Annotated in this window: 21 protein-coding genes and 2 tRNA genes; 15 read left to right on the top strand and 8 right to left on the bottom strand. The window is 70.0% G+C overall.

What is annotated here, in order from left to right; all coding sequences use genetic code 11:
- The first annotated feature begins 282 nt into the window (after positions 1-282).
- Together FS769_RS16590 and FS769_RS16585 are read left to right on the top strand one after the other, a co-directional pair.
- On the top strand, positions 283-915 hold the full coding sequence (locus FS769_RS16590) for an FMN-binding negative transcriptional regulator (protein WP_186325607.1): 633 nt from the start codon (positions 283-285) through the stop codon (positions 913-915).
- Positions 912-2,408: an amidohydrolase gene (locus FS769_RS16585; protein ID WP_144835385.1), complete on the top strand. Its 1,497-nt coding sequence runs from the start codon at positions 912-914 to the stop codon at positions 2,406-2,408. Before FS769_RS16590 ends, FS769_RS16585 begins: the two co-directional genes overlap by 4 nt.
- Before the next feature lie 96 nt (positions 2,409-2,504).
- Here the strand turns inward: FS769_RS16585 and FS769_RS16930 are convergent, their stop codons facing one another.
- Positions 2,505-3,317: a helix-turn-helix transcriptional regulator gene (locus FS769_RS16930; RefSeq protein ID WP_154096549.1), complete on the bottom strand. Its 813-nt coding sequence runs from the start codon at positions 3,315-3,317 to the stop codon at positions 2,505-2,507.
- A 183-nt stretch (positions 3,318-3,500) separates the two neighbouring features.
- Here FS769_RS16930 and FS769_RS16575 point away from each other — a divergent pair, with 183 nt between their 5' ends.
- The gene (locus FS769_RS16575; protein ID WP_144835383.1) at positions 3,501-5,168 is read left to right on the top strand and encodes a hypothetical protein; all 1,668 of its coding nucleotides are present in this window, start codon (positions 3,501-3,503) and stop codon (positions 5,166-5,168) included.
- Between the two features lie 141 nt (positions 5,169-5,309).
- Here the strand turns inward: FS769_RS16575 and FS769_RS16570 are convergent, their stop codons facing one another.
- From FS769_RS16570 to FS769_RS16555, 5 genes are all read right to left on the bottom strand, one after another.
- Complete coding sequence (locus FS769_RS16570) at positions 5,310-5,795, bottom strand: Dps family protein (RefSeq protein WP_144835381.1); 486 nt, start codon at positions 5,793-5,795, stop codon at positions 5,310-5,312.
- 109 nt (positions 5,796-5,904) lie between these two features.
- Positions 5,905-7,113 carry a signal peptidase I gene (locus FS769_RS16565; protein WP_186325606.1) on the bottom strand — a complete coding sequence of 403 codons (1,209 nt, stop codon included), beginning with the start codon at positions 7,111-7,113 and terminating at the stop codon, positions 5,905-5,907.
- Entirely contained in the window at positions 7,110-7,619 is a 510-nt protein-coding gene (locus tag FS769_RS16925) for a hypothetical protein (RefSeq protein ID WP_186325605.1), read from the bottom strand. The genes FS769_RS16565 and FS769_RS16925 overlap by 4 nt, the downstream gene beginning before the upstream one ends.
- Positions 7,616-8,128, bottom strand: a complete 513-nt coding sequence (locus FS769_RS16560) for a hypothetical protein (RefSeq protein WP_144835377.1) — start codon at positions 8,126-8,128, stop codon at positions 7,616-7,618. Before FS769_RS16560 ends, FS769_RS16925 begins: the two co-directional genes overlap by 4 nt.
- A gap of 12 nt (positions 8,129-8,140) precedes the next feature.
- Entirely contained in the window at positions 8,141-8,737 is a 597-nt protein-coding gene (locus tag FS769_RS16555; RefSeq protein WP_144835375.1) for an alternate-type signal peptide domain-containing protein, read from the bottom strand.
- 166 nt (positions 8,738-8,903) lie between these two features.
- Here FS769_RS16555 and FS769_RS16550 point away from each other — a divergent pair, with 166 nt between their 5' ends.
- Positions 8,904-9,482, top strand: a complete 579-nt coding sequence (locus FS769_RS16550) for a gamma carbonic anhydrase family protein (protein ID WP_144835373.1) — start codon at positions 8,904-8,906, stop codon at positions 9,480-9,482.
- Positions 9,483-9,492: 10 nt separating this feature from the next.
- Positions 9,493-9,861: a hypothetical protein gene (locus FS769_RS16545; RefSeq protein WP_144835371.1), complete on the top strand. Its 369-nt coding sequence runs from the start codon at positions 9,493-9,495 to the stop codon at positions 9,859-9,861.
- Positions 9,862-9,868: 7 nt separating this feature from the next.
- Here the strand turns inward: FS769_RS16545 and FS769_RS16540 are convergent.
- Positions 9,869-9,942 (bottom strand) — tRNA-Gly (locus FS769_RS16540).
- Positions 9,943-10,136: 194 nt separating this feature from the next.
- Here FS769_RS16540 and FS769_RS16535 point away from each other — a divergent pair.
- From FS769_RS16535 to FS769_RS16500, 8 genes are all read left to right on the top strand, one after another.
- Positions 10,137-10,210, top strand: a tRNA-Pro gene (locus FS769_RS16535).
- A 72-nt stretch (positions 10,211-10,282) separates the two neighbouring features.
- Entirely contained in the window at positions 10,283-11,809 is a 1,527-nt protein-coding gene (tig, locus tag FS769_RS16530) for a trigger factor (protein ID WP_144835369.1), read from the top strand.
- A 226-nt stretch (positions 11,810-12,035) separates the two neighbouring features.
- A complete protein-coding gene (locus FS769_RS16525) occupies positions 12,036-12,524 on the top strand; it encodes a tetratricopeptide repeat protein (protein WP_144835367.1) in 489 nt (162 codons plus the stop codon).
- A 77-nt stretch (positions 12,525-12,601) separates the two neighbouring features.
- Complete coding sequence (locus tag FS769_RS16520; protein WP_174799692.1) at positions 12,602-13,189, top strand: ATP-dependent Clp protease proteolytic subunit; 588 nt, start codon at positions 12,602-12,604, stop codon at positions 13,187-13,189.
- A 23-nt stretch (positions 13,190-13,212) separates the two neighbouring features.
- Positions 13,213-13,875: an ATP-dependent Clp protease proteolytic subunit gene (locus FS769_RS16515; protein ID WP_056231073.1), complete on the top strand. Its 663-nt coding sequence runs from the start codon at positions 13,213-13,215 to the stop codon at positions 13,873-13,875.
- Between the two features lie 505 nt (positions 13,876-14,380).
- Positions 14,381-15,649 carry an ATP-dependent Clp protease ATP-binding subunit ClpX gene (gene clpX / locus FS769_RS16510; RefSeq protein WP_144835365.1) on the top strand — a complete coding sequence of 423 codons (1,269 nt, stop codon included), beginning with the start codon at positions 14,381-14,383 and terminating at the stop codon, positions 15,647-15,649.
- A gap of 41 nt (positions 15,650-15,690) precedes the next feature.
- Positions 15,691-16,224 carry a hypothetical protein gene (locus tag FS769_RS16505; RefSeq protein ID WP_144835364.1) on the top strand — a complete coding sequence of 178 codons (534 nt, stop codon included), beginning with the start codon at positions 15,691-15,693 and terminating at the stop codon, positions 16,222-16,224.
- Between the two features lie 79 nt (positions 16,225-16,303).
- On the top strand, positions 16,304-16,813 hold the full coding sequence (locus tag FS769_RS16500) for a GNAT family N-acetyltransferase (RefSeq protein WP_144835362.1): 510 nt from the start codon (positions 16,304-16,306) through the stop codon (positions 16,811-16,813).
- Positions 16,814-16,864: 51 nt separating this feature from the next.
- On the opposite strand, the gene FS769_RS16495 is transcribed toward FS769_RS16500, so the two are convergent.
- Positions 16,865-18,916, bottom strand: a complete 2,052-nt coding sequence (locus tag FS769_RS16495) for a M3 family metallopeptidase (RefSeq protein ID WP_144835360.1) — start codon at positions 18,914-18,916, stop codon at positions 16,865-16,867.
- An 80-nt stretch (positions 18,917-18,996) separates the two neighbouring features.
- On the opposite strand from FS769_RS16495, the gene FS769_RS16490 reads away from it, so the two are divergent.
- Both FS769_RS16490 and FS769_RS16485 read left to right on the top strand, forming a co-directional pair.
- Positions 18,997-19,593, top strand: coding sequence for a helix-turn-helix domain-containing protein (locus FS769_RS16490; RefSeq protein WP_144785255.1), 597 nt, complete (start codon positions 18,997-18,999; stop codon positions 19,591-19,593).
- A complete protein-coding gene (locus FS769_RS16485; protein ID WP_144835359.1) occupies positions 19,590-19,802 on the top strand; it encodes a hypothetical protein in 213 nt (70 codons plus the stop codon). Before FS769_RS16490 ends, FS769_RS16485 begins: the two co-directional genes overlap by 4 nt.
- Positions 19,803-20,189: the final 387 nt, after the last annotated feature.

The raw sequence follows: 20,189 nt of genomic DNA, 5'->3' as shown, positions 1-20,189 counted from the left end.
CGGTCCCTTCGACAAGCTCAGGGACCTGGGTGCGTGCGCGGGTTGCGGTCCCTTCGACAAGCTCAGGGACCTGGGTGCGTGCGCGGGTTGCGGTCCCTTCGACAAGCTCAGGGACCTGGGTGGGCGACTGGGCGTGAGGTGGCTGAGCCTGTCGAAGCCACCGGCGTCTCATGGGTTGCGGTCCCTTCGACAAGCTCAGGGACCTGGGTGCGTGCGCGGGTTGCGGTCCCTTCGACAGGCTCAGGGACCTGCGGGCCGGTCGCTGCGTTCTAGGCTGATCCGGTGCGTCAGAACCCTAGCTTCGCGATGACCGACGTCGGAGAGATCCGTCGTCTGATCGACCTCAACCCGTGGGTGACCCTCGTCAGCCAGACCGACGACGGCCTCGTCGCCTCGCACTACGCGGTCATGCTCGACGACACCCGCGACGACCTCACGATCGTCGGGCACGTCGGCAAGCCCGATGACGCGATCCTCGGCCTCGGCGAGCGGGAGCTGCTCGTCGTCGTGCAGGGCCCGCACGGGTACATCACGCCCCGCTGGTACGGCGACGTGCCCGCCGTGCCGACCTGGAACTTCGTGTCGGCGCACCTCTCCGGCATCCCGGAACTGCTCTCGCCCGACGAGAATCTCCGCGTGCTCGAACGGCTCGTCGACCGCTTCGAAGGCGACGGCGACGACGCCCGGGGTCTGTACCGCCTGCCGAACGACGCCGCCTTCGTGGAGCGTCTCGAGCGGGGGACCGTCGGGTTCCGCCTCACCCCGACCCGCGTGATGGCGAAGCGCAAGCTCAGCCAGAACAGGACGGCCGAGGTGGTCGAGACGATCATCGCGGGCCTCGCCGACGAAGGGCCGGAACGGGCTCCGCTCGTCACCGAGATGCGCCGCGCCGCCGACGCCCGGGTGCGCCCGTGATCGGCGAGCAGGTCGGATTCGTCCGCGCGGTTCGCGTGGCGGGACCCGGCCGGGAGTTCCTCCCGACGCCCGAGCCCGTCGACCTCGTGCTCGCCGGCGGACTCATCGTCGACATCGCGCCGACGGGCAACCTGCGCCCCACCGGCGTGGTGCTCGACGGCGAGGGCGGCTGGCTGCTGCCCGGGCTGTGGGATCACCACGTGCACGCGCTGCAGTGGGCTCTCGTCGCCGACCGCGTGCCCCTCGGCGAGGTGTCGACCGCCCGCGAGGCGGCCGCGATCATGGCGCTCGCCCCCACCGACGACGAGGGCCGCCGGATCGGGGCGGGCTTTCGTGACGGTCTGTGGCCCGACGCACCCTCCCTCGATCTGCTCGACGGGGTGACGGGAGAGGTGCCGACCTACCTCATCAACGCCGACGTGCACAGCGTGTGGATGAACAGCGCGGCCTTCCGTCGCGAGGGCTTCGAGCCCGCGGCATCCGGAGTCGTCGTCGAAGAGGACGCGTTCGAGATCTCGCGCCGAGTGAACGCCGGAGCACCGGATGCCGCCGACCGGGCCGTCGAGCGCATGGCACGCGCCGCGGCTGCCCGGGGGATCGTCGGTCTCGTCGACCTCGACATGACGTGGAACGACGAACCGTGGCAGCGCCGCGTCGTCCGCGGATTCGACACGGTGCGCGTGTCGTACGGCACCTACCCGCAAGACCTCGACCGCGCGATCGCCGAGGGGCTGCGCACCGGAGACCCCGTGCGGGGAGCCACGAACGACCTCGTGCGCGTCGGGCCGCTCAAGGCGATCACTGACGGCTCGCTCGGCACTCGCACCGCCGCGTGCGCCCACCACTATCCGGGAGAGGTCGGCAACCACGGCCTGCTGACGGTGCCGCCCGAGCAGCTCGTCGACCTCATGACGCGCGCGACCGCGGCGGGACTCGAGTGCGCGATCCACGCCATCGGCGACCTCGCGAACGCCCACGCCCTCGACGCCTACGCCCGCACCGGAGCGGTGGGCACGATCGAGCACGCCCAGCTCGTGGCGCACGCCGACATCCCGCGCTTCGCCCGTCTGGGCGTCGCCGCGAGCGTGCAGCCCGAGCACGCGCTCGATGATCGGGACATGACGGATGCCATCTGGGCCGAGCAATCCGCCCAGCCCTACCCGCTGCGCGCCCTGGCCGACAGCGGGGCAAATCTGCGGTTCGGCTCCGACGCGCCGGTCGCACCGCTCGATCCCTGGGCAGCCATGGCGTCCGCCGTCTTTCGCACTCGCGACGGACGCGAGGCGTGGCAGCCGCATCAGCGGGTCGACATCGACACGGCCATCGCGGCGTCGACCGCGGGCGGATCCACCGCTCCCGCGGAGATTTCACCCGGAGCGCTCGCCGATCTCGTCATCGTGGGCGCCGACCCGCGAACGGCGGACGAGCGGGGCCTGCGAGCGATGCCGGTGCGCGCGACCCTGGTGGCCGGCCGCGTCACGCACGGCGCCTGAGGCCGTCGCCTTCGTCTGACGGGTCGTGAGCCGTCGGCAGGCCCTGCGCACGGCGACGAGACCCGGCCTCTCGGAACGGAAGAGCCGGGCGGGCGATCAGATGCATTGGGGTGGACCGAGTTCGACCCGCACCCCGTCCTTCGTCATGCTCGCGAGTCCGCACACGCGTGCCTCGACGTCGGGCTCGATCATCAGCGGGGTGTACAGCGACTGCAGATCGAATGCCGAGCGCTCTTGTGCGCGCGACGATTCGACGTCGATCGCCGGGTAGATGCGCATCTCGAGTTCTTCCCCGTTGGCGTCGCCGTCGTACCGGGTCACACGGCCCCAGACCGCCATGCAGGTCTTGGAGTACATCATCTGCACCTGCACGGCGCCATCGAGCCGCTGATCGCTCGCGGCGATGACGGCGTCTTCTCGGCACACCGTCTGCATCGGGTCGACTCCGTCGGCGTAGGGAAGGTAGCCCGGTGTGCTCGGGCTCGGCGCTGCTTCCACGGTGATCAGAGGAAGGACGACGGCGGCCCAGGCGGCGCTGGTCAGCGACACGCAGAGGATCCCGGTGGCGACGACCGCGAGCATCATCCGTCTCCTCGAGACCACCCGCGTCCCGCCGGAGGGGTCGGCGGTCGGCGCGGACGTCGGCGGCGCGGATGCGAGCAACGTTCGCCGACTCACCCAGGGAGCAGGATCCTCGCCGAGCGCTTCGGCGAGAAGCGTGGTCGTCTTCTCGGTGGGGAGTCGCCTGCCGGCCATCGCATCCGACAGCACGCTCTTGGAGATACCCGTCAACGTCGCGAGGGCGACGAGGGTCGGGTTACCCGCGCGCAGGCGTACGGAACGGAGGTCGGCTGCGAAGGTCGCGACGGAGTCGACGGGGGAAGGGGAATCGGGTACGGGGATCTCCATGATCGTCCTTCTGTGATGCGGGGAAGGGGCGACGCGAGCGACGACGGATCGTGGGGGGCCGTTCCGGAGAACATCATGACGCGTCGACCACGCTCCTGATCCGCCGCTCGACGAGTGTGACGGCGGGCTATTCCGACTTCTCCGGATGCGGATCCGGAACGGCCCGGAAAGCCACAGCGACCGGTGGCGTTCCCGACTCCAGGCACCGCGCCGCACCAGCCAACGCGCAGGTGTTCGACCTCGTCCGGAATAGCCGACCGCCGCTCGGGCACCGGAATCCTTCGCCCCGGCCATCCTGGACTCAGCGTCCGCTGGCCTGCGTCACGGCGTACTTACAGCACGGTTGCTTCGAGCAAGGAGACACATATGGAACGACGACCTCGATGGGGGTGGAGTGTCGCGCTCGCGACATTCGCCATCGGCACCCTTCTCACCGCCCCTGCCGCGCACGCGGACGACGAACAAGTCCCGCCAGAACCCGCGCCGGTCGCGAGCGCACCTGCATCGGCGACGAGCGGCGAACTCGCCGAGACGACATCAGGGGCCGCCCTCGACATCTACACACCGACCGTCGCCGCCGGTTCCCTCGCGCTGTTCGGCGTGACCGGCGCCGAACCGGGACGCGGGCTCACGGCCATCATCGCCACGCAGCCGCAAGGCAACTGCGATTGCCCGTTCGTCGATCACATCTGGCGCGCTGATGCGACCGTTGGAGCAGGCGGCACGGCCGAGTTCAGCGCATCCGTCCCCGCCGACGCGGCGCCGGGCGCCTACTTCGTCTCCGTCGTGAACACAGCGGCCGGTACGCTCAGCGCCCCGTTGCAGATCGTCTCCGCGGTGCAACAGAGCACGATGACCGTATCGCCGGACGCGGTGGAGCCGGGCGGCAGCGTCGCTCTGACCATCCGGGACTTTCCGGGAACGCAGGTGCGTCTGGGGCTGACTGCTCCCGGCGGGGAACCGTGGTGGGAACTCCCGACCGTCGAGCTCGGAAACGGCGCCTACGACGGAACCGTAGTGATCCCGAGCGATGTGCCGGCGGGTGACTGGCAGATCTGGGCGATGATCCCCGACTCGCTCAGCGTGCCCGCGGTCGCGGACCTCACCGTGATCGCCAGTAGCGCTCCAGAGTTATCCGTCGCGCCCTCGACCGCCGCGCCGGGAGATCTCGTGCGGGTCGCGCTGCGCCACTTCGGGGAGATGGAGCGCATCCGTCTCGTCCTGACCGTCAGCGGCGGGGCACCCTGGTGGTGGGAGCTCGGAACCGTCGAGCTCAAGGACGGCTCCTACGACGGAACGGTCGCAGTGCCTGCCGACGTGCCGCCCGGCGATTTTCAGATGTGGGCAATGGTGCCGGACACCGTCGGCGTTCCGGACATCGCCGACATCACCATCGTCGCGGTTTCGACCCCCACTGTTGCGACTGATTCCTCTCAGGTGCGACCCGGTGGGGGTCTATCGGTCACGGCCACCGGCTTCGCGCCGGGCGAGCAGGTGCGTATCGAACTGCACTCGACGCCGGTCGTTCTCGGCTCGGCGCGAGCGGATGCCACCGGGTCTCTACACGCGACGGTTTCGATCCCGGGCGATGTCGTGGGCGACACGCACGAACTCGTGCTCATCGGGGAGACGTCGGGCCGCTCCGCGCGGACAGCCCTCACGATCGACCGTGCCGGTGCGTCTGCGGTGGAGCGCGCCTCGATGGCCGGCGGCAGTGCTCAGCTGGCGGCGACCGGCGCGAGCGACGCCTCGCTGGCGGGTCTGACGGCGTCTGCACTCGTTCTGCTGGCGGGGGGCGTCATCGTCCGGCGGCGACGCTTCGACGAGGCGCTGGCAGACCCCACGGAGTGACGCCGCCCGGGTGCCAAGGGGTGAGACGACGTCTGCGCCTCGGCCCCCAGGCGTCTGCGGCGAGACACTGTTCATGTCTGCGCCGCGCGCCCGCACGACGGAGGGGGCGATGCCGAAGCACCGCCCCCTCCGGAATCCGTCTTATGCGGCGAGGTGCGCGAAGAGGAACCAGCGATCCTTGTCGAGGCCGCGCTTGATCTCGATGGCGACGTCCTGGCTCGACATGTCGATCTCGTCGAGGCCCTCGATGGCGGCCTCGATGTCGACCAGCACGGCGTCGATGTCGGCGATCACGGCGCGGATGACGACGTCGGACTGCGCGAAGCCTGCGGGCACGTCGGTGGCCTTCGCCTTGGCGGCGACGGTCGACAGGCGCGAGTCGATGGGAAGACCCAGGGCGACGATGCGCTCGGCGGCCAGGTCGGCCCAGTCCTGCGCGTGCGCCACGACGGTGTCGAGCAGCTCGTGCACGCCGATGAAGTTCGAGCCGCGCACGTGCCAGTGCGCCTGCTTGCCGTTGACGACGAGGGCCTCGAGGCCGATGACGACGGGGGAGAGGAACTGGGCGGTGCCGGAGGCCATCGTCGGGTCGACGGTGGTGGCGGCGGGGGTCTGAACGGTGCTCATATCTGCTCCTTGTCGCAGTGAACGAAGTCTGTGAATGCAACGCTACTCACGCGGGAGCATTCCGCAAGCAAGAGAAGGCTCGGCTAAATCCCTGGTGAAAAGGCAATCCTTACCTTCTCTGCGGGCGTCGTGACTGCACTGTCACCCCGATGCCGATCGCAAGCGTGGCACCGCAGACGAGGAGTGCGAGCGGCGCACCGATTCCCGTCCAGGGCAGCACCCTCGACGGCGGATGGGCGACCGGTGCCTCGAGGGCGGCGACGGCCTGTGTGAGGGTGACCATGGGGAGCACGGTGGCCGAGGCGGAGCGCGAAGCGTTGCCCGCAGCGGCATCCATCCTCAATCCGACGTCGAGGCGGATCGTCTGACCGGCGGGGATGATCTCGCTGACCCACGACGCCCCCTCGGGCACGGGCGAGGCGGCGACCACGAGCTGGAGCGCAGAGGCCAGCGCCTCATCGGGCACGGTGGCGGAGGCCGGAGCGGCGTCGACGCGCAACGAAACACGGGCCGGATCGGCGCCGGCGTTGCGCACCCAGAGCGTCGCGTCCGCCGTCTGACCGGGAACGAGCTCGCCGACCCCGCCGAACAGCGCGACCGAGCCGTCGGGCACGAACTGCTCTCCGTCCACGCTCACGAGCAGTCGGTCGGGCGCCGCGGCATCCGTCCCCTCCACCGCCGAGGCGGGGCTCGGTGAGAAGAACGGGGCGCAGACGAGGACCACGATCAACGCGCCGGCAGCCGGACCGGCCGCCGTGGTGCGACGAGCGCGGAGGGCGTCGAAGGCCAGCAAGGCCAAGCCGTATCCGACGACGGCGACACCGATGGCAGCGACGACCGCGCCTCGTTGCTGCCCGCCGAAGACGGCGCCTGGATAGCCGAGGTAGGGCATCGCGAGCACGACCGTGCCCCGCAGCTGTTCCGACTGCACCGGGGGATCGTCGGTGTCGTTGGCGTCGCCGCGCGTGACCAGCAGACGTTCGCCTCCGGTGCTGCTGGTCGTGCCGACGACGCGATGGGTCACCACCGCGGGATCGCCGGAGCGGATCTGATAGGTCACCACGTCGCCGACCCGCACCGCGTCGAGGGGAACCGAGCGCACCGCGATGAGGGTTCCGGGCGGCATGCCGGGCTGCATGCTCCCGGTCAGCACGGTGTACGTCTGCGCGCCGAGGATCAGGGGCAGCGCGACCGTGAGCAGGGCGAAGAGCGACACCACGGCGAGCACGACGGTGCCGACGATCGCGCGGGCGCGGGCCCAGCCGCGGTGCGACGGAGCGTCGGGCGGGGTGGTGCGGTGGTCGCGACGGAGGTTCACGGCTGACACTTCACACCGCCGAGCAATCCGATCTGGAGCAGGCCGGTCACGGCGATCGGGGCGCCGTTGCTCGGCACCGACACCCACGCGCCGTCGGTGAGGGCTTGGACGGTGACGATGGAAGGCGTCGATCCGAGAAGGGTCGTCAGCAGCCCGCCGAGGACGCTCTCGAGCAGACCGGTGTCGACCCTCAGCGAGGTCGCCGTCTGCCTGTCGACGAGGACCGTCGTGGCCCCGGTCGGTGGGTAGGTGAGCGTGACGCGGTACCCCGTGGCTCGGGCGACCGTGTTCCACGACAGGGTGGCGGTGGGTGCGAGGACCGTGCCGCCGGTGGCGCAGCCGATGACGGGCGCCGCGAGGACACCTGCCGTGAGAGCCGGAGCCGCAGCCGTCGCCTCCGTCTCCCAGGCCGCCGACGCGGGGCTGACAGCGGGCGCGGCGAAGACGAGCACCGCCGCAGCCGCTCCGATCCCGAGGCGATGTTGCAGACGATTCCGCGCGATCATTGCGTCACCTGAATGGCCTTCACCGAGACGGACGGGGTCAGCGCGGTGCCTTGGATGTTCGAGGGCGCGTCCGCTTTCAGAGTGACGCGCAGGCACAGGTCGACCGATTGCCCCGGGGCGAATCCGCCGGGCGGGGCGTAGGACGCGCCGGCGGCGATGAGGGTGGAGCTCCCGCACCCTCCCACGTAGAGCTGGGTCGTCAGGCTCGACGACGCGGTCACGGTCGGAGCCAGGCGCCAGCGCAGGGTGGTACCGGCGGCCCCCGTCTCGGTCACCGTCAAGACGGGCGAGTCCCGCGTCTCACCCGGGAAGAGGGGAACGGCACTCGACCATGCTCCCTGCCACACCGCGGAGATCGCGAAGGCTCCGGATGCCACGGTGCCCGACAACGGCTTCTGCGCCTGCCAGTACGCCTGTGCTGCGGCGGTCCCGGTTCCCAGAACCAGGACCGCTGCGAGCAGCCCCGCCCACCGCAGCCGTCGCGTGACGCCCTCGTCGCGCTTCGACATGGCGGGCGCCGCTCAGCTGGAGGCCTGCGTGAGCGCGAACGAGATGTCGTTGAGGTTGACGCTCGTGGCGACCGCCGTCTGACCAGCCGTGGCCGGCTTGAATGTGATGGTCACCGTCGCGGTCGTCGTGCCGGAGTTCGCCTGCGTGAGACGGAAGGTGTTGTTGCCCGTCGAGGTGCCGTAGTTCGTCGGCATGGTCAGCGCGACGGTGAGGTTCTGCCCCAGGGTGCTGCCGCTCAGGGTCGCGCCGACCTTGGCCTGCAGGTCGGCGACCAGCGTGTCACCCGTCAGGGTCACGGTCAGCGGCTGGGTGAGGGTCAGCACGTCGCCGGGGACGATGCGGACGTTGGCGAGGTTGGTCACGGGCGTGACGCCTCCCAGAACACCCTTCAGCGACCAGGTGCCCGCTCCGAGGCCGAGGTCGAGGTTTCCGGAGTTGATCGGCGTTGCCGTGAGGGCCTGCTCGGTCGACCAGTAGGCGTAGGTGCCGCCGCCCCCGAGAAGCAGGGCGGTGCCGGCGGCGATCGCGAGGATCGCTTTGGCCTTCCGGTCGCGACGCACGGGTCGCTGTTCGGTCGTGGCGAGGATGGGTTCGGTGATCTGCGACATGACGACTCCTGTGTCGGGTGCGGCTTGTGCCACCGAAGCTAGGAGTTCGGTGTGAGTTCCCTGCTACTGATCCGCGGCAATGCGGTATCCGCCACCCCGGGCCTGCGTAGTCCGCTCCCGCGGTGCGTAGCCCCTCAGTAGGCAGTTCGCGGGCTAGCCTCGGCGCATGCCGATCGATCCGCTCGCCTCCGTCCTCGCCCTCCCCGGCGCCGCCCCGGTCATCGACGAGACCGCGTTCGTGGCATCCGGAGCCCGTGTCGTGGGCGAGGTATACCTCGCCGCGGGAGCGAGCGTCTGGTACAACGCCGTGCTCCGCGGCGACAGCGCCGCCATCACGATCGGTGCGCGCAGCAACCTGCAGGACAACGTGTCGGTGCACGTCGATGCCGGGCGTCCGGTCACCATCGGCGCCGACGTCTCGGTGGGGCACAACGCCGTCGTGCACGGCTGCACGATCGGCGACGGCTCGCTCATCGGCATGGGCAGCGTCGTGCTGTCGGGTGCCGACATCGGCCCCGGATGCCTCATCGCCGGGGGAGCGGTCGTGCTCGAGGGCACCGTCGTGCCCGAGGGCTCGCTGGTCGCCGGCGTCCCCGCGAAGGTGCGCCGCGCGCTCACGCCCGACGAGCGGGCGAAGATCCTCCGCAACGCGCAGACCTACCTCGCGCACGTCGAGCGTCACCGTTCGGCGGAGCAGATCCCGGATGCCGCAACCCCGGCTGACGGCGAGACATCGGGCGCGTAACCTCGCGCGCATGCACATCACCTCTCTCTCTCCGAACGAGGTCTTCGTCTTCGGCTCGAACGCTTCGGGCGCGCACGGCGGGGGAGCGGCGCGCTTCGCGATGGACCGCTTCGGTGCGATCTGGGGTCAGAGCGAAGGCCTGCAGGGGCAGTCGTACGGGATCGACACGATGTCGGGGCTCGGTGTCTTCGAGGAGCAGGCGCGGCGCTTCATCGGCTTCGCCGCCGCGCACGACGAGCTGCGCTTCCTCGTGACGGAGGTGGGCTGCGGCATCGCCGGGTACCGGCCGAAGCAGGTCGCGGGCTTCTTCGCGAGAGCGGGCGAGAACGTCGTGCTGCCGGAATCGTTCACGCGCGAGCTCGAAAGCGATGGCGCCTGAGAAGAGGTGGAGGGGCTGACGAGAATCGAACTCGCATCATCTGTTTGGAAGACAGAGGCTTTACCACTAAGCTACAGCCCCGGATTTCCGCGGTTTTCTGACGAACCGGGAAGTCGGACGACACCTACTCTACGACACGCTGAGGCCCCTCGCGAACGCCGGAGAGTCGGCATCCGGCAGGCGTGTCGCGCAAGGGGACCGGCGAAATGGGCGCAGCCAGGCCGATCGACTAGACTTTCAGCGGTCGTTTCGTCGGCGCGTGCCGCGCGCCGCCCCGGGGCGTAGCTCAGCTTGGTAGAGCGCCCGCTTTGGGAGCGGGAGGCCGCAGGTTCAAATCCTGTCGCCCCGACGAACGGCCCCACAGACCACAGGCCCAACCGGCCCCCGCGTGCGCGCGGGCCACACGAGGAGAACGAACCGCATGGTCAACAGCACCGTCGAGAAGCTCAGCCCCACCCGGGTCAAGCTGCACATCACGGTCTCGCCCGACGAGCTCAAGCCGAGCATCGCGCACGCCTACGAGCACATCGCGCGCGACGTGCAGATCCCCGGCTTCCGCAAGGGCAAGGTCCCCGCGCCCATCATCGATCAGCGCATGGGCCGCGGCGCCGTCATCGAGCACGCCGTCAACGAGGGGCTCGACGGGTTCTACCGCGAGGCCGTCGAGGCCAATGACCTCCGCGTCATCGGTCGCCCGAACGCCGAGATCGTCGAGCTCCCCGAGCTCAAGGACTTCTCCGGCGACCTGATCGTCGACGTCGAGGTCGACGTGCGCCCCGAGTTCGACCTGCCGGCCTACGACACCATCACGGTGACCGTCGACGCCGCCGAGGCCGACGAGGCCGGAATCGACGCCGAGCTCGACCGCCTGCGCGCGCGCTTCGGCACGCTCGTCACGGTCGACCGCCCCGCCAAGACGGGTGACTTCGTCGAGCTCGACCTGGTCGCCACGATCGACGGCAACGAGATCGACCGCGCCGAGGGCGTGTCGTACGAGATCGGCTCGGGCGAACTGCTCGAGGGCATCGACGAGGCGATCGAGTCGCTCACCGCCGATGAGGAGACCACCTTCCGCTCGAAGCTCGTCGGTGGCGAGCACGCGGGCGAAGAGGCCGAGGTGGCCGTCAAGATCACCGCCGTCAAGGAGCGCGAGCTGCCCGACGCCGACGACGACTTCGCCCAGATGGCGTCGGAGTTCGACACGATCGCCGAGCTGCGCGAGTCGCTCAGCGAGCGCGTGTCGCAGCAGGCCGTCTTCACGCAGGGTTCCGCCGCGCGCGACAAGTTCATCGACGCCCTCCTCGAGGCCGTCGAGATCCCCGTGCCGCCGCAGCTCATCGAAGACGAGGTGCACACCCACCTCGAGGGCGAGAACCGCCTCGAAGACGACGTGCACCGCGCCGAGGTCACCGAGGCGAGCGAGAAGCAGTTCCGCACGCAGATGGTGCTCGACAAGATCGCCGAAGACGCCAACGTGCAGGTGTCGCAGGACGAGCTGACCCAGTACCTCATCCAGTCGGCCGCGCAGTACAACATGGCGCCGCAGGACTTCGTCAACGCGCTGCAGCAGGGCAACCAGCTGCCCGCACTCGTCGGTGAGGTCGCCCGCAACAAGGCCCTCGCCATCGCGCTCGGCAAGGTCACCGTCGTCGACACCGACGGCAAGCCCGTCGACCTGACCGGCTTCGTGGCCGTCGAGGGCGAAGAGCCCGCCGAGGGTGACGACGCCGCCGACGAGGCTCCCGCCGACGAGGCTCCCGCCGACGAGGCCGCCGCTGAGGAGGCTCCCGCGAAGGCTCCCGCCAAGAAGCGCGCCCCCGCGAAGAAGAAGGCGGCTGCCGACGAGGCTCCCGCCGACGAGGCCGCGGCTGACGAGGCTCCCGCGAAGGCTCCCGCCACGAAGCGCGCCCCGGCCAAGAAGAAGGCCGACGCCGCTGACAGCGAGTAAGTCATGACGGAGGGGGCGGATGCCACGGCATCCGCCCCTTCTTCGTTCCCGGATGCCGTCGAGCGGCCTCGGCGCGCCGTTCGGCGCATCGCTCGCGCGGTGTGTCTCGGGCGCGCGGCGTGCCGGACATCAACCCCCGTTGAGTATCCAGGACACGCCGCACGGCCCGACGGTCAGCGGCGTGTCCTGGGCATTCGACACGCCTGACGACAAATGGATGCGACACATGAACGACTGGCAGAACAGAGTGGATGCCGTCTGGGCAGACGAGGCGCTGAGCCCTGACGACGTGGTGACCCGGATCGACGAGCTCGCCGCCGAGCGACCGGCCGATGACGCCGTGGCGCTGTTCGAGCGCGCCGGAGCGCGCGACTCGGCCGGGATCGAGGGAGAGGCCGAGGTGCTGTACCGCCGCGCTCTCGAGATCGGCCTCGACGACGAGCGCCGCACGCGCGCCACGATCCAGCTGGCGAGCACGATCCGCAACCTCGGCAAGACCGAGGAGTCGCTCGCGATGCTGCAGGCCGAATACGAGCGCGAACCCCGCGGTCCGCTGCACGACGCGGCCGCCGCCTTCTACGCCCTGGCGCTGGTGTCGAGCGGAGCGCCCGAGCGGGCGGCATCCATCGCCCTTCAGGCCCTCGCACCGCACCTGCCCCGCTATACCCGGTCGGTAACCGGATACGCGCGAGAAATCGCCGGAACACCGCGCTGATCCGCCCGCGGCGAACACGGCATCCGGTGTCGGAGGCCCCCGGTAGATTCATTGCAGATCACGGAAGAGGAGCACACATGCCCGAACCCCTTATGGCAACGAGCGTCTTCGACAGACTGCTCAAGGACCGCATCATCTGGCTCGGTTCCGAGGTGCGCGACGACAACGCCAACGAGATCTGCGCCAAGATCCTGCTGCTTGCCGCAGAAGACCCGCAGAAGGACATCTACCTCTACATCAACTCGCCCGGTGGCTCAATCACGGCCGGCATGGCGATCTACGACACGATGCAGTTCGTGCCGAACGACATCGTCACCGTCGGTATCGGCATGGCGGCGTCGATGGGCCAGCTGCTGCTGACCAGCGGCACCAAGGGCAAGCGCTACATCACGCCCAACGCCCGCGTGCTTCTGCACCAGCCGCACGGTGGCTTCGGCGGAACCTCGAGCGACATCCAGACGCAGGCGCAGCTCATCCTCGACATGAAGCGTCGTCTGGCCGAGATCACCGCGGCCCAGACCGGGAAGAGCGTCGAGCAGATCAACGCCGACGGTGACCGCGACCGCTGGTTCACCGCTCAGGAAGCCCTCGAGTACGGCTTCGTCGACCACATGCGCGAGCACGCCACCGACGTCACCGGCGGCGGCGGAACCGCAGCGGTCTGAGGCGAGAGGAAAAGGACACCCACATGAACATCCCCACCTTCGGCGGCGCAGCGTCTCACATGCCGTCCAGTCGCTACGTCCTTCCTCAGTTCGAGGAGCGCACGGCGTACGGCTACAAGCGCCAGGACCCCTACAACAAGCTGTTCGAAGACCGCGTGATCTTCCTCGGCGTGCAGGTCGACGACGCGTCGGCCGACGACGTCATGGCCCAGCTGCTCGTTCTCGAGTCGCAGGACCCCGACCGCGACATCATCATGTACATCAACTCGCCCGGTGGCTCGTTCACGGCCATGACGGCGATCTACGACACGATGCAGTACGTCTCGCCGCAGATCCAGACGGTCGTGCTCGGTCAGGCCGCCTCGGCGGCCTCCGTGCTGCTGGCCGCCGGCGCCCCCGGCAAGCGTCTCGCCCTGCCGAACGCCCGCATCCTGATCCACCAGCCCGCGATGGGCGAGGCCGGTCACGGTCAGGCGTCCGACATCGAGATCCAGGCGCAGGAGATCCTCCGCATGCGCACCTGGCTCGAAGAGACCATGGCGCGCCACACCGGTCAGGACGTCGCGAAGGTCAATAAGGACATCGACCGCGACAAGATCCTCTCCGCCGCCGAGGCGATGGAGTACGGCATCGTCGACCAGGTGCTCACGACCCGCAAGCGCACCCCGGCGGCCCTCACCGCCTGACGCGCTCGCGACACGATGAAGCCCCGCAGACCCGTTTCGGTCTGCGGGGCTTCGTCGTGCGCGGGGAGCGGTGCCGCGCGGGACCAGTGCTGCGCGGGGCTTGGTGCCGCGCGGGGCTTGGTGCCGCGCGGGGCTTGGTGCCGCGCGGGGCCGGTGCTGCGCGGGGCCAGTGCTGCGCGGGGCTCCGCCGCGGCTTGCGCGCTCTTGCGGTGCGGCGCGTGCGGCGGTCCCCACCCATCGCGAGACTGCATCTCGCTGACGAACCGGCGTCAGGCTGCAGCGGAGATGTCAGCGAGATGCAGTCTCGGCGTCGCCGGGCACCACCGCGGCGGGGTGACCATCCCCGCGGGTCGACGTTCGCGATGATCCGGCGGGCGAACGGATGCCGTGTGTCCGCCGTCGGCGATCATGACGCCGCCGCGCGCGCGAATGCCCTCGGTTCGCCCGGGCTCGGGTTAGGCTCGGGTAACACACCGGCGCAGGCCGGGTGACGGGAGGATCCGCGATGGCACGTATCGGTGAGAGCGCCGACCTGTTCAAGTGTTCCTTCTGCGGCAAGAGCCAGAAGCAGGTGCAGCAGCTGATCGCCGGTCCGGGCGTCTACATCTGCGACGAGTGCGTCGAGCTCTGCAACGAGATCATCGAAGAGCGCATGGCCGAGTCGTCGGCCGGCGAGGTCGCCGAGTTCGATCTGCCGAAGCCGCGCGAGATCTTCTCGTTCCTCGAGGAGTACGTCGTCGGGCAAGAGCCCGCCAAGCGCGCTCTGGCCGTCGCCGTCTACAACCACTACAAGCGCGTGCGCTCGCACGGCACCCTTCAGCCCGCGGAGCAGCGCGCCGAAGAGATCGACATCGCCAAGAGCAACATCCTGCTGCTCGGGCCCACCGGTTGCGGCAAGACCTACCTCGCTCAGACGCTCGCGAAGCGCCTCAACGTGCCGTTCGCCGTCGCCGACGCCACGGCCCTCACCGAGGCCGGCTACGTCGGTGAAGACGTCGAGAACATCCTGCTCAAGCTGCTGCAGGCCGCCGACTTCGACGTCAAGCGCGCCGAAACCGGCATCATCTACATCGATGAGGTCGACAAGATCGCCCGCAAGGCCGAGAACCCCTCGATCACCCGCGACGTGTCGGGCGAGGGCGTGCAGCAGGCGCTGCTGAAGATCCTCGAGGGAACGGTCGCCTCGGTTCCGCCGCAGGGCGGCCGCAAGCACCCGCACCAGGAGTTCATCCAGATCGACACGACGAACGTACTGTTCATCGTGGCGGGCGCCTTCGCCGGGCTCGAGGAGATCATCTCCGCCCGCGTCGGCAAGCACGGCGTCGGCTTCGGAGCGCCCCTCCAGCGCAAAGAAGACGCGCCCGACCTCTTCAGCGAGGCGCTGCCCGAAGACCTGCACAAGTTCGGTCTGATCCCCGAGTTCATCGGTCGCCTGCCCGTCGTGGCATCCGTCTCGCCTCTCGACCAGGACGCGCTGACCGAGATCCTCACGACGCCGCGCAACGCGCTGATCAAGCAGTACCAGCGCATGTTCGAGCTCGACGGGGTTCAGCTCGAATTCGACGACGACGCCCTGCGCGCGATCGCCGACCTCGCCGTCAAGCGCAAGACCGGCGCTCGTGGGCTCCGCGCGATCCTCGAAGACGTGCTCGGCCCGATCATGTTCGACGTGCCCTCGGCCGACGACATCGCCAAGGTGGTCATCACCCGCGCGGCCGTCGAAGACGGGGCGCAGCCGACGATCGTGCTGGCGCAGAAGCGCCGCAGCGCCTGACCGCGCTCCCCTTGTTCCACGGGCGCGGCGAGCAGCTGCGGGTGAGCCCCCTCACCGTCGGGGGTATGACCCGCGGGGCCCGGCTGACCGTGCGTGATCGTCCGGATGCCGCGCTGACGACGCTCGTCGAAGCCCTGCGCGCCGAGCGGTTCGACGTCGGCGACGACCGGATGTCGAAGGCGTTGTCGGCACGCGGCTCGGAATGGATCGCGCAAGACCTGCGCATCGGAGCCCCCGCCCCGACGTGGTCGTCGGGCATCGTGGATGCCGCCGTGCAGCACACCCCGCTCGCCTTCGTGCCCGGTCTCCGCCGCCGGGCGACCCCGACGGTCGTCATCGCGAGCGCCCGCGCGCACGACGAGGGTGCGGAGCTCGTGGTGTTCTCGCACCCGACGCTGGTGGGCTGGACCACGGCGAACGACGCCGCGCACCTCGTCAGCGCCGCGCTCGACCGCGTCGAGGCGCAGTACGCGCCGGCGGGGCTGCTGGTCTCGCGGGAGGCGCTGCGCGGGATACCGAATGACGGGGCTCCCGCCTCGAAGGCGTTCGTGCGCGACGTGCTCGGCTGGCGCTGACGGATCGCGGGAGGGCGCCGTGCAGCAGGTGCCCAGGCCGGGGGCCGACACGAGGGTCTGCGGCGGGCAGGATGGAGGGATGCTCTCGGATCTCTCCCTCCCTGTCGCCCTCTCGAGCCGAGCAGGGGAGGTGCAGCTGCGTCGAGCCGTTCCCGGCGACCTGCCCGGATTGATGGCGCTTCTGTCGGACGACCCGATCAGTGCGGCCCGCGGTGATCGTGGCGACGACTCCGACGAGGAGGCCTACGCCGCGGCGCTGCGAAGCGTCTTGAACGCTCCGCTGAACGACCTCCTCGTGGTCGACGACGCGGCCGGCCGTCTGGTCGGCACCCTGCAGCTCACCGTCATTCCCGGCATGGCTCGGCGCGGTGCCACCCGCCTGCTCGTCGAGGCCGTGCGCGTGTCGTCGACCGAGCGATCGTCGGGCATCGGCACCGCCGTCATGCAGTGGGTGATGCACGTGGCCGCCCCGGCGACCGGCGCGACCCTCGTGCAGCTGACCTCCGACGCCGCGCGCGTGGACGCCCACCGGTTCTACACGCGACTCGGCTTCGTCGACTCGCACGTCGGCTTCAAGTACGCGGTCTGACGACATCGGGCCCGGACGCACGACGCGACCGGGCCCGACATTCGGCCGACCTCAGCCGGCGAGACCGCGGCGTTCGAGGAGCGGCTGGATCTCGGCATCCCGACCCCGGAAATCGCGGTAGGCGGCGAGAGGATCGCCGGATCCGCCGACCCCCAGGAGCCTCTGGCGGAAGCGGTCGCCGTTCTCGCGCGTGAGGCCGCCGTTCTCGCGGAACCACTCCACGGTGTCGGCGTCGAGCACCTCGCTCCAGATGTAGGAGTAGTAGCCGGCGCTGTAGCCGCCCGAGAACACGTGGGCGAAGTACGTCGAGGCGTAGCGGGTCGGAACGGCGGGGTTGTCGAGGCCGATGTGGGCGAGGGCGCGCGCCTCGAAGGCCGCGACGTCGATGTCGGCCGACGCCTCATCGACGGAGAGGCCGTGCCACGCCTGGTCGATCCATGATGCGGCGAGGTACTCGCTCGTCGCGAAGCCCTGGTTGAACGCCTCGGAGGCGTGCAGGCGCTCGACGACGTCGGCCGGGAGCGGCTCGTCGGTGTCGATGTGACGGGCGTAGTTCGTGAGGACCTCGGGCCAGAGGATCCACATCTCGTTCACCTGGCTGGGGAACTCGACGAAGTCGCGGTAGACGGCCGTTCCGCCGAAGTGCGGGTAGGTCACGGTGGCGAAGAGCCCGTGCAGGGCGTGGCCGAACTCGTGGAAGAGGGTGGTGACCTCATCCAGCGTGAGAAGCGTCGGGGTCCCGGGCGCCGGCTTGTTCACGTTGAGGTTGTTGACCACGATCGGGGCCGTGCCGCGCAGGGCCGACTGCGTCACGATCGAGTTCATCCACGCGCCGCCGCGCTTGCTGTCGCGCGTGTACAGGTCGAGCAGGAACAGGCCGAGCTCGCTGCCGTCAGCGTTGTGCACCTCGAACACGCGGACGTCGGGGTGGTAGCCCTGAAGATCGTGACGTTCGGTCATGCGGATGCCGTAGAGCTTCTCGGCCGCGAAGAACACGCCGTCGCGCAGCACGCGCTCGGCCTCGAACCACGGACGCAGGGCAGCGCGGTCGAGGTCGTAGCGCTCGGCGCGGACCTTCTCGGTGTAGAACGCCCAGTCGTGGGCTTCGATCCGGATGCCATCGACATCGGCGATCTTCTGCAGGGCCTCTTGCTCGGCGCGGGCGTTGGCGGCAGCGGGGGTGGCGAGTCGACGGAGCAGGTCGCGCGCGGCATCCGGAGACCCCGCCGTCTGATCGGCGAGGACGGCGGCGGCGTGCGAGGGGTAGCCGAGAACCTCGGCGCGCTCGGCGCGAAGGCACACGATCTCGCGGAGCACCGCGCGGTTGTCGTTGTCGTTGCCGCGGGTGGCGCGCGAGCGCGAGGCCTCGAGCAGGCGGCGGCGGCTCTCGCGGTTCGTGAGCGAGGCGAGCAGGGGGTGGCCGGTGTACAGCGTGAGGTTCACGACGTAGCGACCGTCGAGGCCGCGGCTCGTGGCCGCCTGCGCCGCGGCCGAGAGCTCGCCGTCGCTCAGGCCGTCGAGTTCGTCGGCGGTGTCGAACACCACCGCGAGCTCGTTGGTGTCGGCGAGCAGGTTCTTCTCGAACGTGGTCGTCAGCACCGACAGTCGCTGGTTGAGCTCGGTGAGCTTCTGCTTCTGCGCGTCGTCGAGACCGGCACCGGCCAGCGACATCTCGCGGTGGTACCGCTCGACGAGGTAGCGGCTCTCGGCATCGAGGTCGAGGCCGTCGAGCTGCGCGTGCACAGCGGCGATCCGCGCGAACAGGTCGGCGTCGAGCTGGATCGCGTCGCGGTGCGCCGACATGAGGGGAGCGAGCTCTTCTTCGACGGCCTGGATCGCGAGGGTGCCGTCGGCGGATGCCACGGTGTAGAAGGTGCGCGCGACCCGGTCGAGCACCTGCCCGCTGCGCTCCAGCGCGACGAGGGTGTTCGCGAACGTGGGCTCGTCGCTCTGCGCGGTGATCGCGTCGACCTCCGCCCGCTGCGCGGCAAAACCGGCGCGGAATGCGGGGAGGTAGTGCTCGACGTCGATGCTGCCGTAGGGCGGCAGGTCGTAGGGGAGCGAGGGCGGCGCGAGGAGGGGATTGTTCACGGCATCCGTCATCGGTCCAGCCTAGGCGCAGTCTGCCGTGCGATGCAGAGAAGATGTTGCAAAGAAGCGCTTGCAAAGGTACCTTTGCAGTCATGGTCGAGCAGCCGAAGCCCCGCGAAGAGCGTGTTCTGGATGCCGGGGCACTCCGCGCCCTGGCGCACCCGCTGCGCGTGCGGCTCTATGACATCCTCAGCCAGTACGGTCCGCAGACCGCGAGCAGCCTCGCGGAGCTGACGGGGGAGTCGACCGGAGCGACGAGCTATCACCTGCGCGCGCTGGCCCGTCACGACCTCATCCGCGAGGTCGCCGACCGCGGCACCGCGCGCGAACGCTGGTGGGAGCGCCCCGCCGGCAGCGTCACGCTGACGAACCCCGAGCTCGAGCACACGCCGTCGGGACGCGCCGTGATGGAGGCCGTGCACTCCGAGACCCTGACGCTGCGCCACCAGCAGCTCATGCACTTCGCCACCCACGGGTGGGACGAAGACGAAGAGTGGCGCGAGGCATCGGTGATCTCGACCGCGACCGCGCGCCTGACCGCCGAGCAGTCGCGCGACCTCGTGCAGCGCATCGGCGCCCTCATCGACGAGACCGTCCAGCGCTACCGCGACCAGACGGGCGAGGGCGTGCGCCCCGTCACGATCCGCAACGACGTCTTCCCCCTGCCGACCGAGAGGGGCTCCGCATGACCGCCGTCACCCGCACCATCGTTCTGCCGGTGCGCCCCACCCCCGTCGAGGCGGCACTGCTCGCGTTGTCGCGGGCGATGACTCGTGTCGCCGAGGAGCGGATGCGCCGTCGCGCGTGGGCCGTCGAGGCGGAGCCGGCACGGCGAGCCGGCCGTGCCGCATCGCAGGCGATGTCGGCGGATGCCCCGCGGTACCTGTTGCCGCGGTGACGCCGGCGGTTCCTGAGCTTGTCGAAGGGCCAGCGACCCGCGTGCAACCCAGGTCCCTGAGGTTGTCGAAGGGACCGGAACCCGCGTGCAACCCAGGTCCCTGAGCCTGTCGAAGGGACCGGAATCCGCGCGCAACCCAGGTCCCTGAGCTTGTCGAAGGGACCGGGACCCGCGCGCCCCCGGTGGCTTCGACAGGCTCAGCCACCTCGCCCAGCGACCCGCGCGCCCCCGGTGGCTTCGACAAGCTCAGCCACCTCGCCTCAGGCCCAGCAACCTCGCAACCCAGGTCCCTGAGCCTGTCGAAGGGACCGCGACCCGCGCGCCCCCGGTGGCTTCGACAAGCTCAGCCACCTCGCCTCAGGCCCAGCAACCTCGCAACCCAGGTCC

Origin of the sequence: Microbacterium sp. BH-3-3-3 (genome assembly GCF_007679045.1) — a bacterium.
GTDB classification, from domain to species: domain Bacteria; phylum Actinomycetota; class Actinomycetes; order Actinomycetales; family Microbacteriaceae; genus Microbacterium; species Microbacterium algihabitans.
Note: the sequence above shows the minus strand (reverse complement) of the source record. Positions and strands in the feature narration are given on the sequence as shown.

Bases quoted from the DNA above. Each gene is read 5' to 3' on its own strand.
- FS769_RS16485 (WP_144835359.1), top strand. From the start codon at position 19,590: ATGACCGCCGTCACCCGCACCATCGTTCTGCCGGTGCGCCCCACCCCC.
- FS769_RS16930 (WP_154096549.1), bottom strand. From the start codon at position 3,317: ATGGAGATCCCCGTACCCGATTCCCCTTCCCCCGTCGACTCCGTCGCG.
- FS769_RS16545 (WP_144835371.1), top strand. From the start codon at position 9,493: ATGCACATCACCTCTCTCTCTCCGAACGAGGTCTTCGTCTTCGGCTCG.
- FS769_RS16555 (WP_144835375.1), bottom strand. From the start codon at position 8,737: ATGTCGCAGATCACCGAACCCATCCTCGCCACGACCGAACAGCGACCC.
- FS769_RS16520 (WP_174799692.1), top strand. From the start codon at position 12,602: ATGCCCGAACCCCTTATGGCAACGAGCGTCTTCGACAGACTGCTCAAG.
- FS769_RS16515 (WP_056231073.1), top strand. From the start codon at position 13,213: ATGAACATCCCCACCTTCGGCGGCGCAGCGTCTCACATGCCGTCCAGT.
- tig (WP_144835369.1), top strand. From the start codon at position 10,283: ATGGTCAACAGCACCGTCGAGAAGCTCAGCCCCACCCGGGTCAAGCTG.
- clpX (WP_144835365.1), top strand. From the start codon at position 14,381: ATGGCACGTATCGGTGAGAGCGCCGACCTGTTCAAGTGTTCCTTCTGC.
- FS769_RS16570 (WP_144835381.1), bottom strand. From the start codon at position 5,795: ATGAGCACCGTTCAGACCCCCGCCGCCACCACCGTCGACCCGACGATG.
- FS769_RS16550 (WP_144835373.1), top strand. From the start codon at position 8,904: ATGCCGATCGATCCGCTCGCCTCCGTCCTCGCCCTCCCCGGCGCCGCC.
- FS769_RS16925 (WP_186325605.1), bottom strand. From the start codon at position 7,619: ATGATCGCGCGGAATCGTCTGCAACATCGCCTCGGGATCGGAGCGGCT.
- FS769_RS16560 (WP_144835377.1), bottom strand. From the start codon at position 8,128: ATGTCGAAGCGCGACGAGGGCGTCACGCGACGGCTGCGGTGGGCGGGG.
- FS769_RS16495 (WP_144835360.1), bottom strand. From the start codon at position 18,916: ATGACGGATGCCGTGAACAATCCCCTCCTCGCGCCGCCCTCGCTCCCC.
- FS769_RS16525 (WP_144835367.1), top strand. From the start codon at position 12,036: ATGAACGACTGGCAGAACAGAGTGGATGCCGTCTGGGCAGACGAGGCG.
- FS769_RS16490 (WP_144785255.1), top strand. From the start codon at position 18,997: ATGGTCGAGCAGCCGAAGCCCCGCGAAGAGCGTGTTCTGGATGCCGGG.
- FS769_RS16500 (WP_144835362.1), top strand. From the start codon at position 16,304: ATGCTCTCGGATCTCTCCCTCCCTGTCGCCCTCTCGAGCCGAGCAGGG.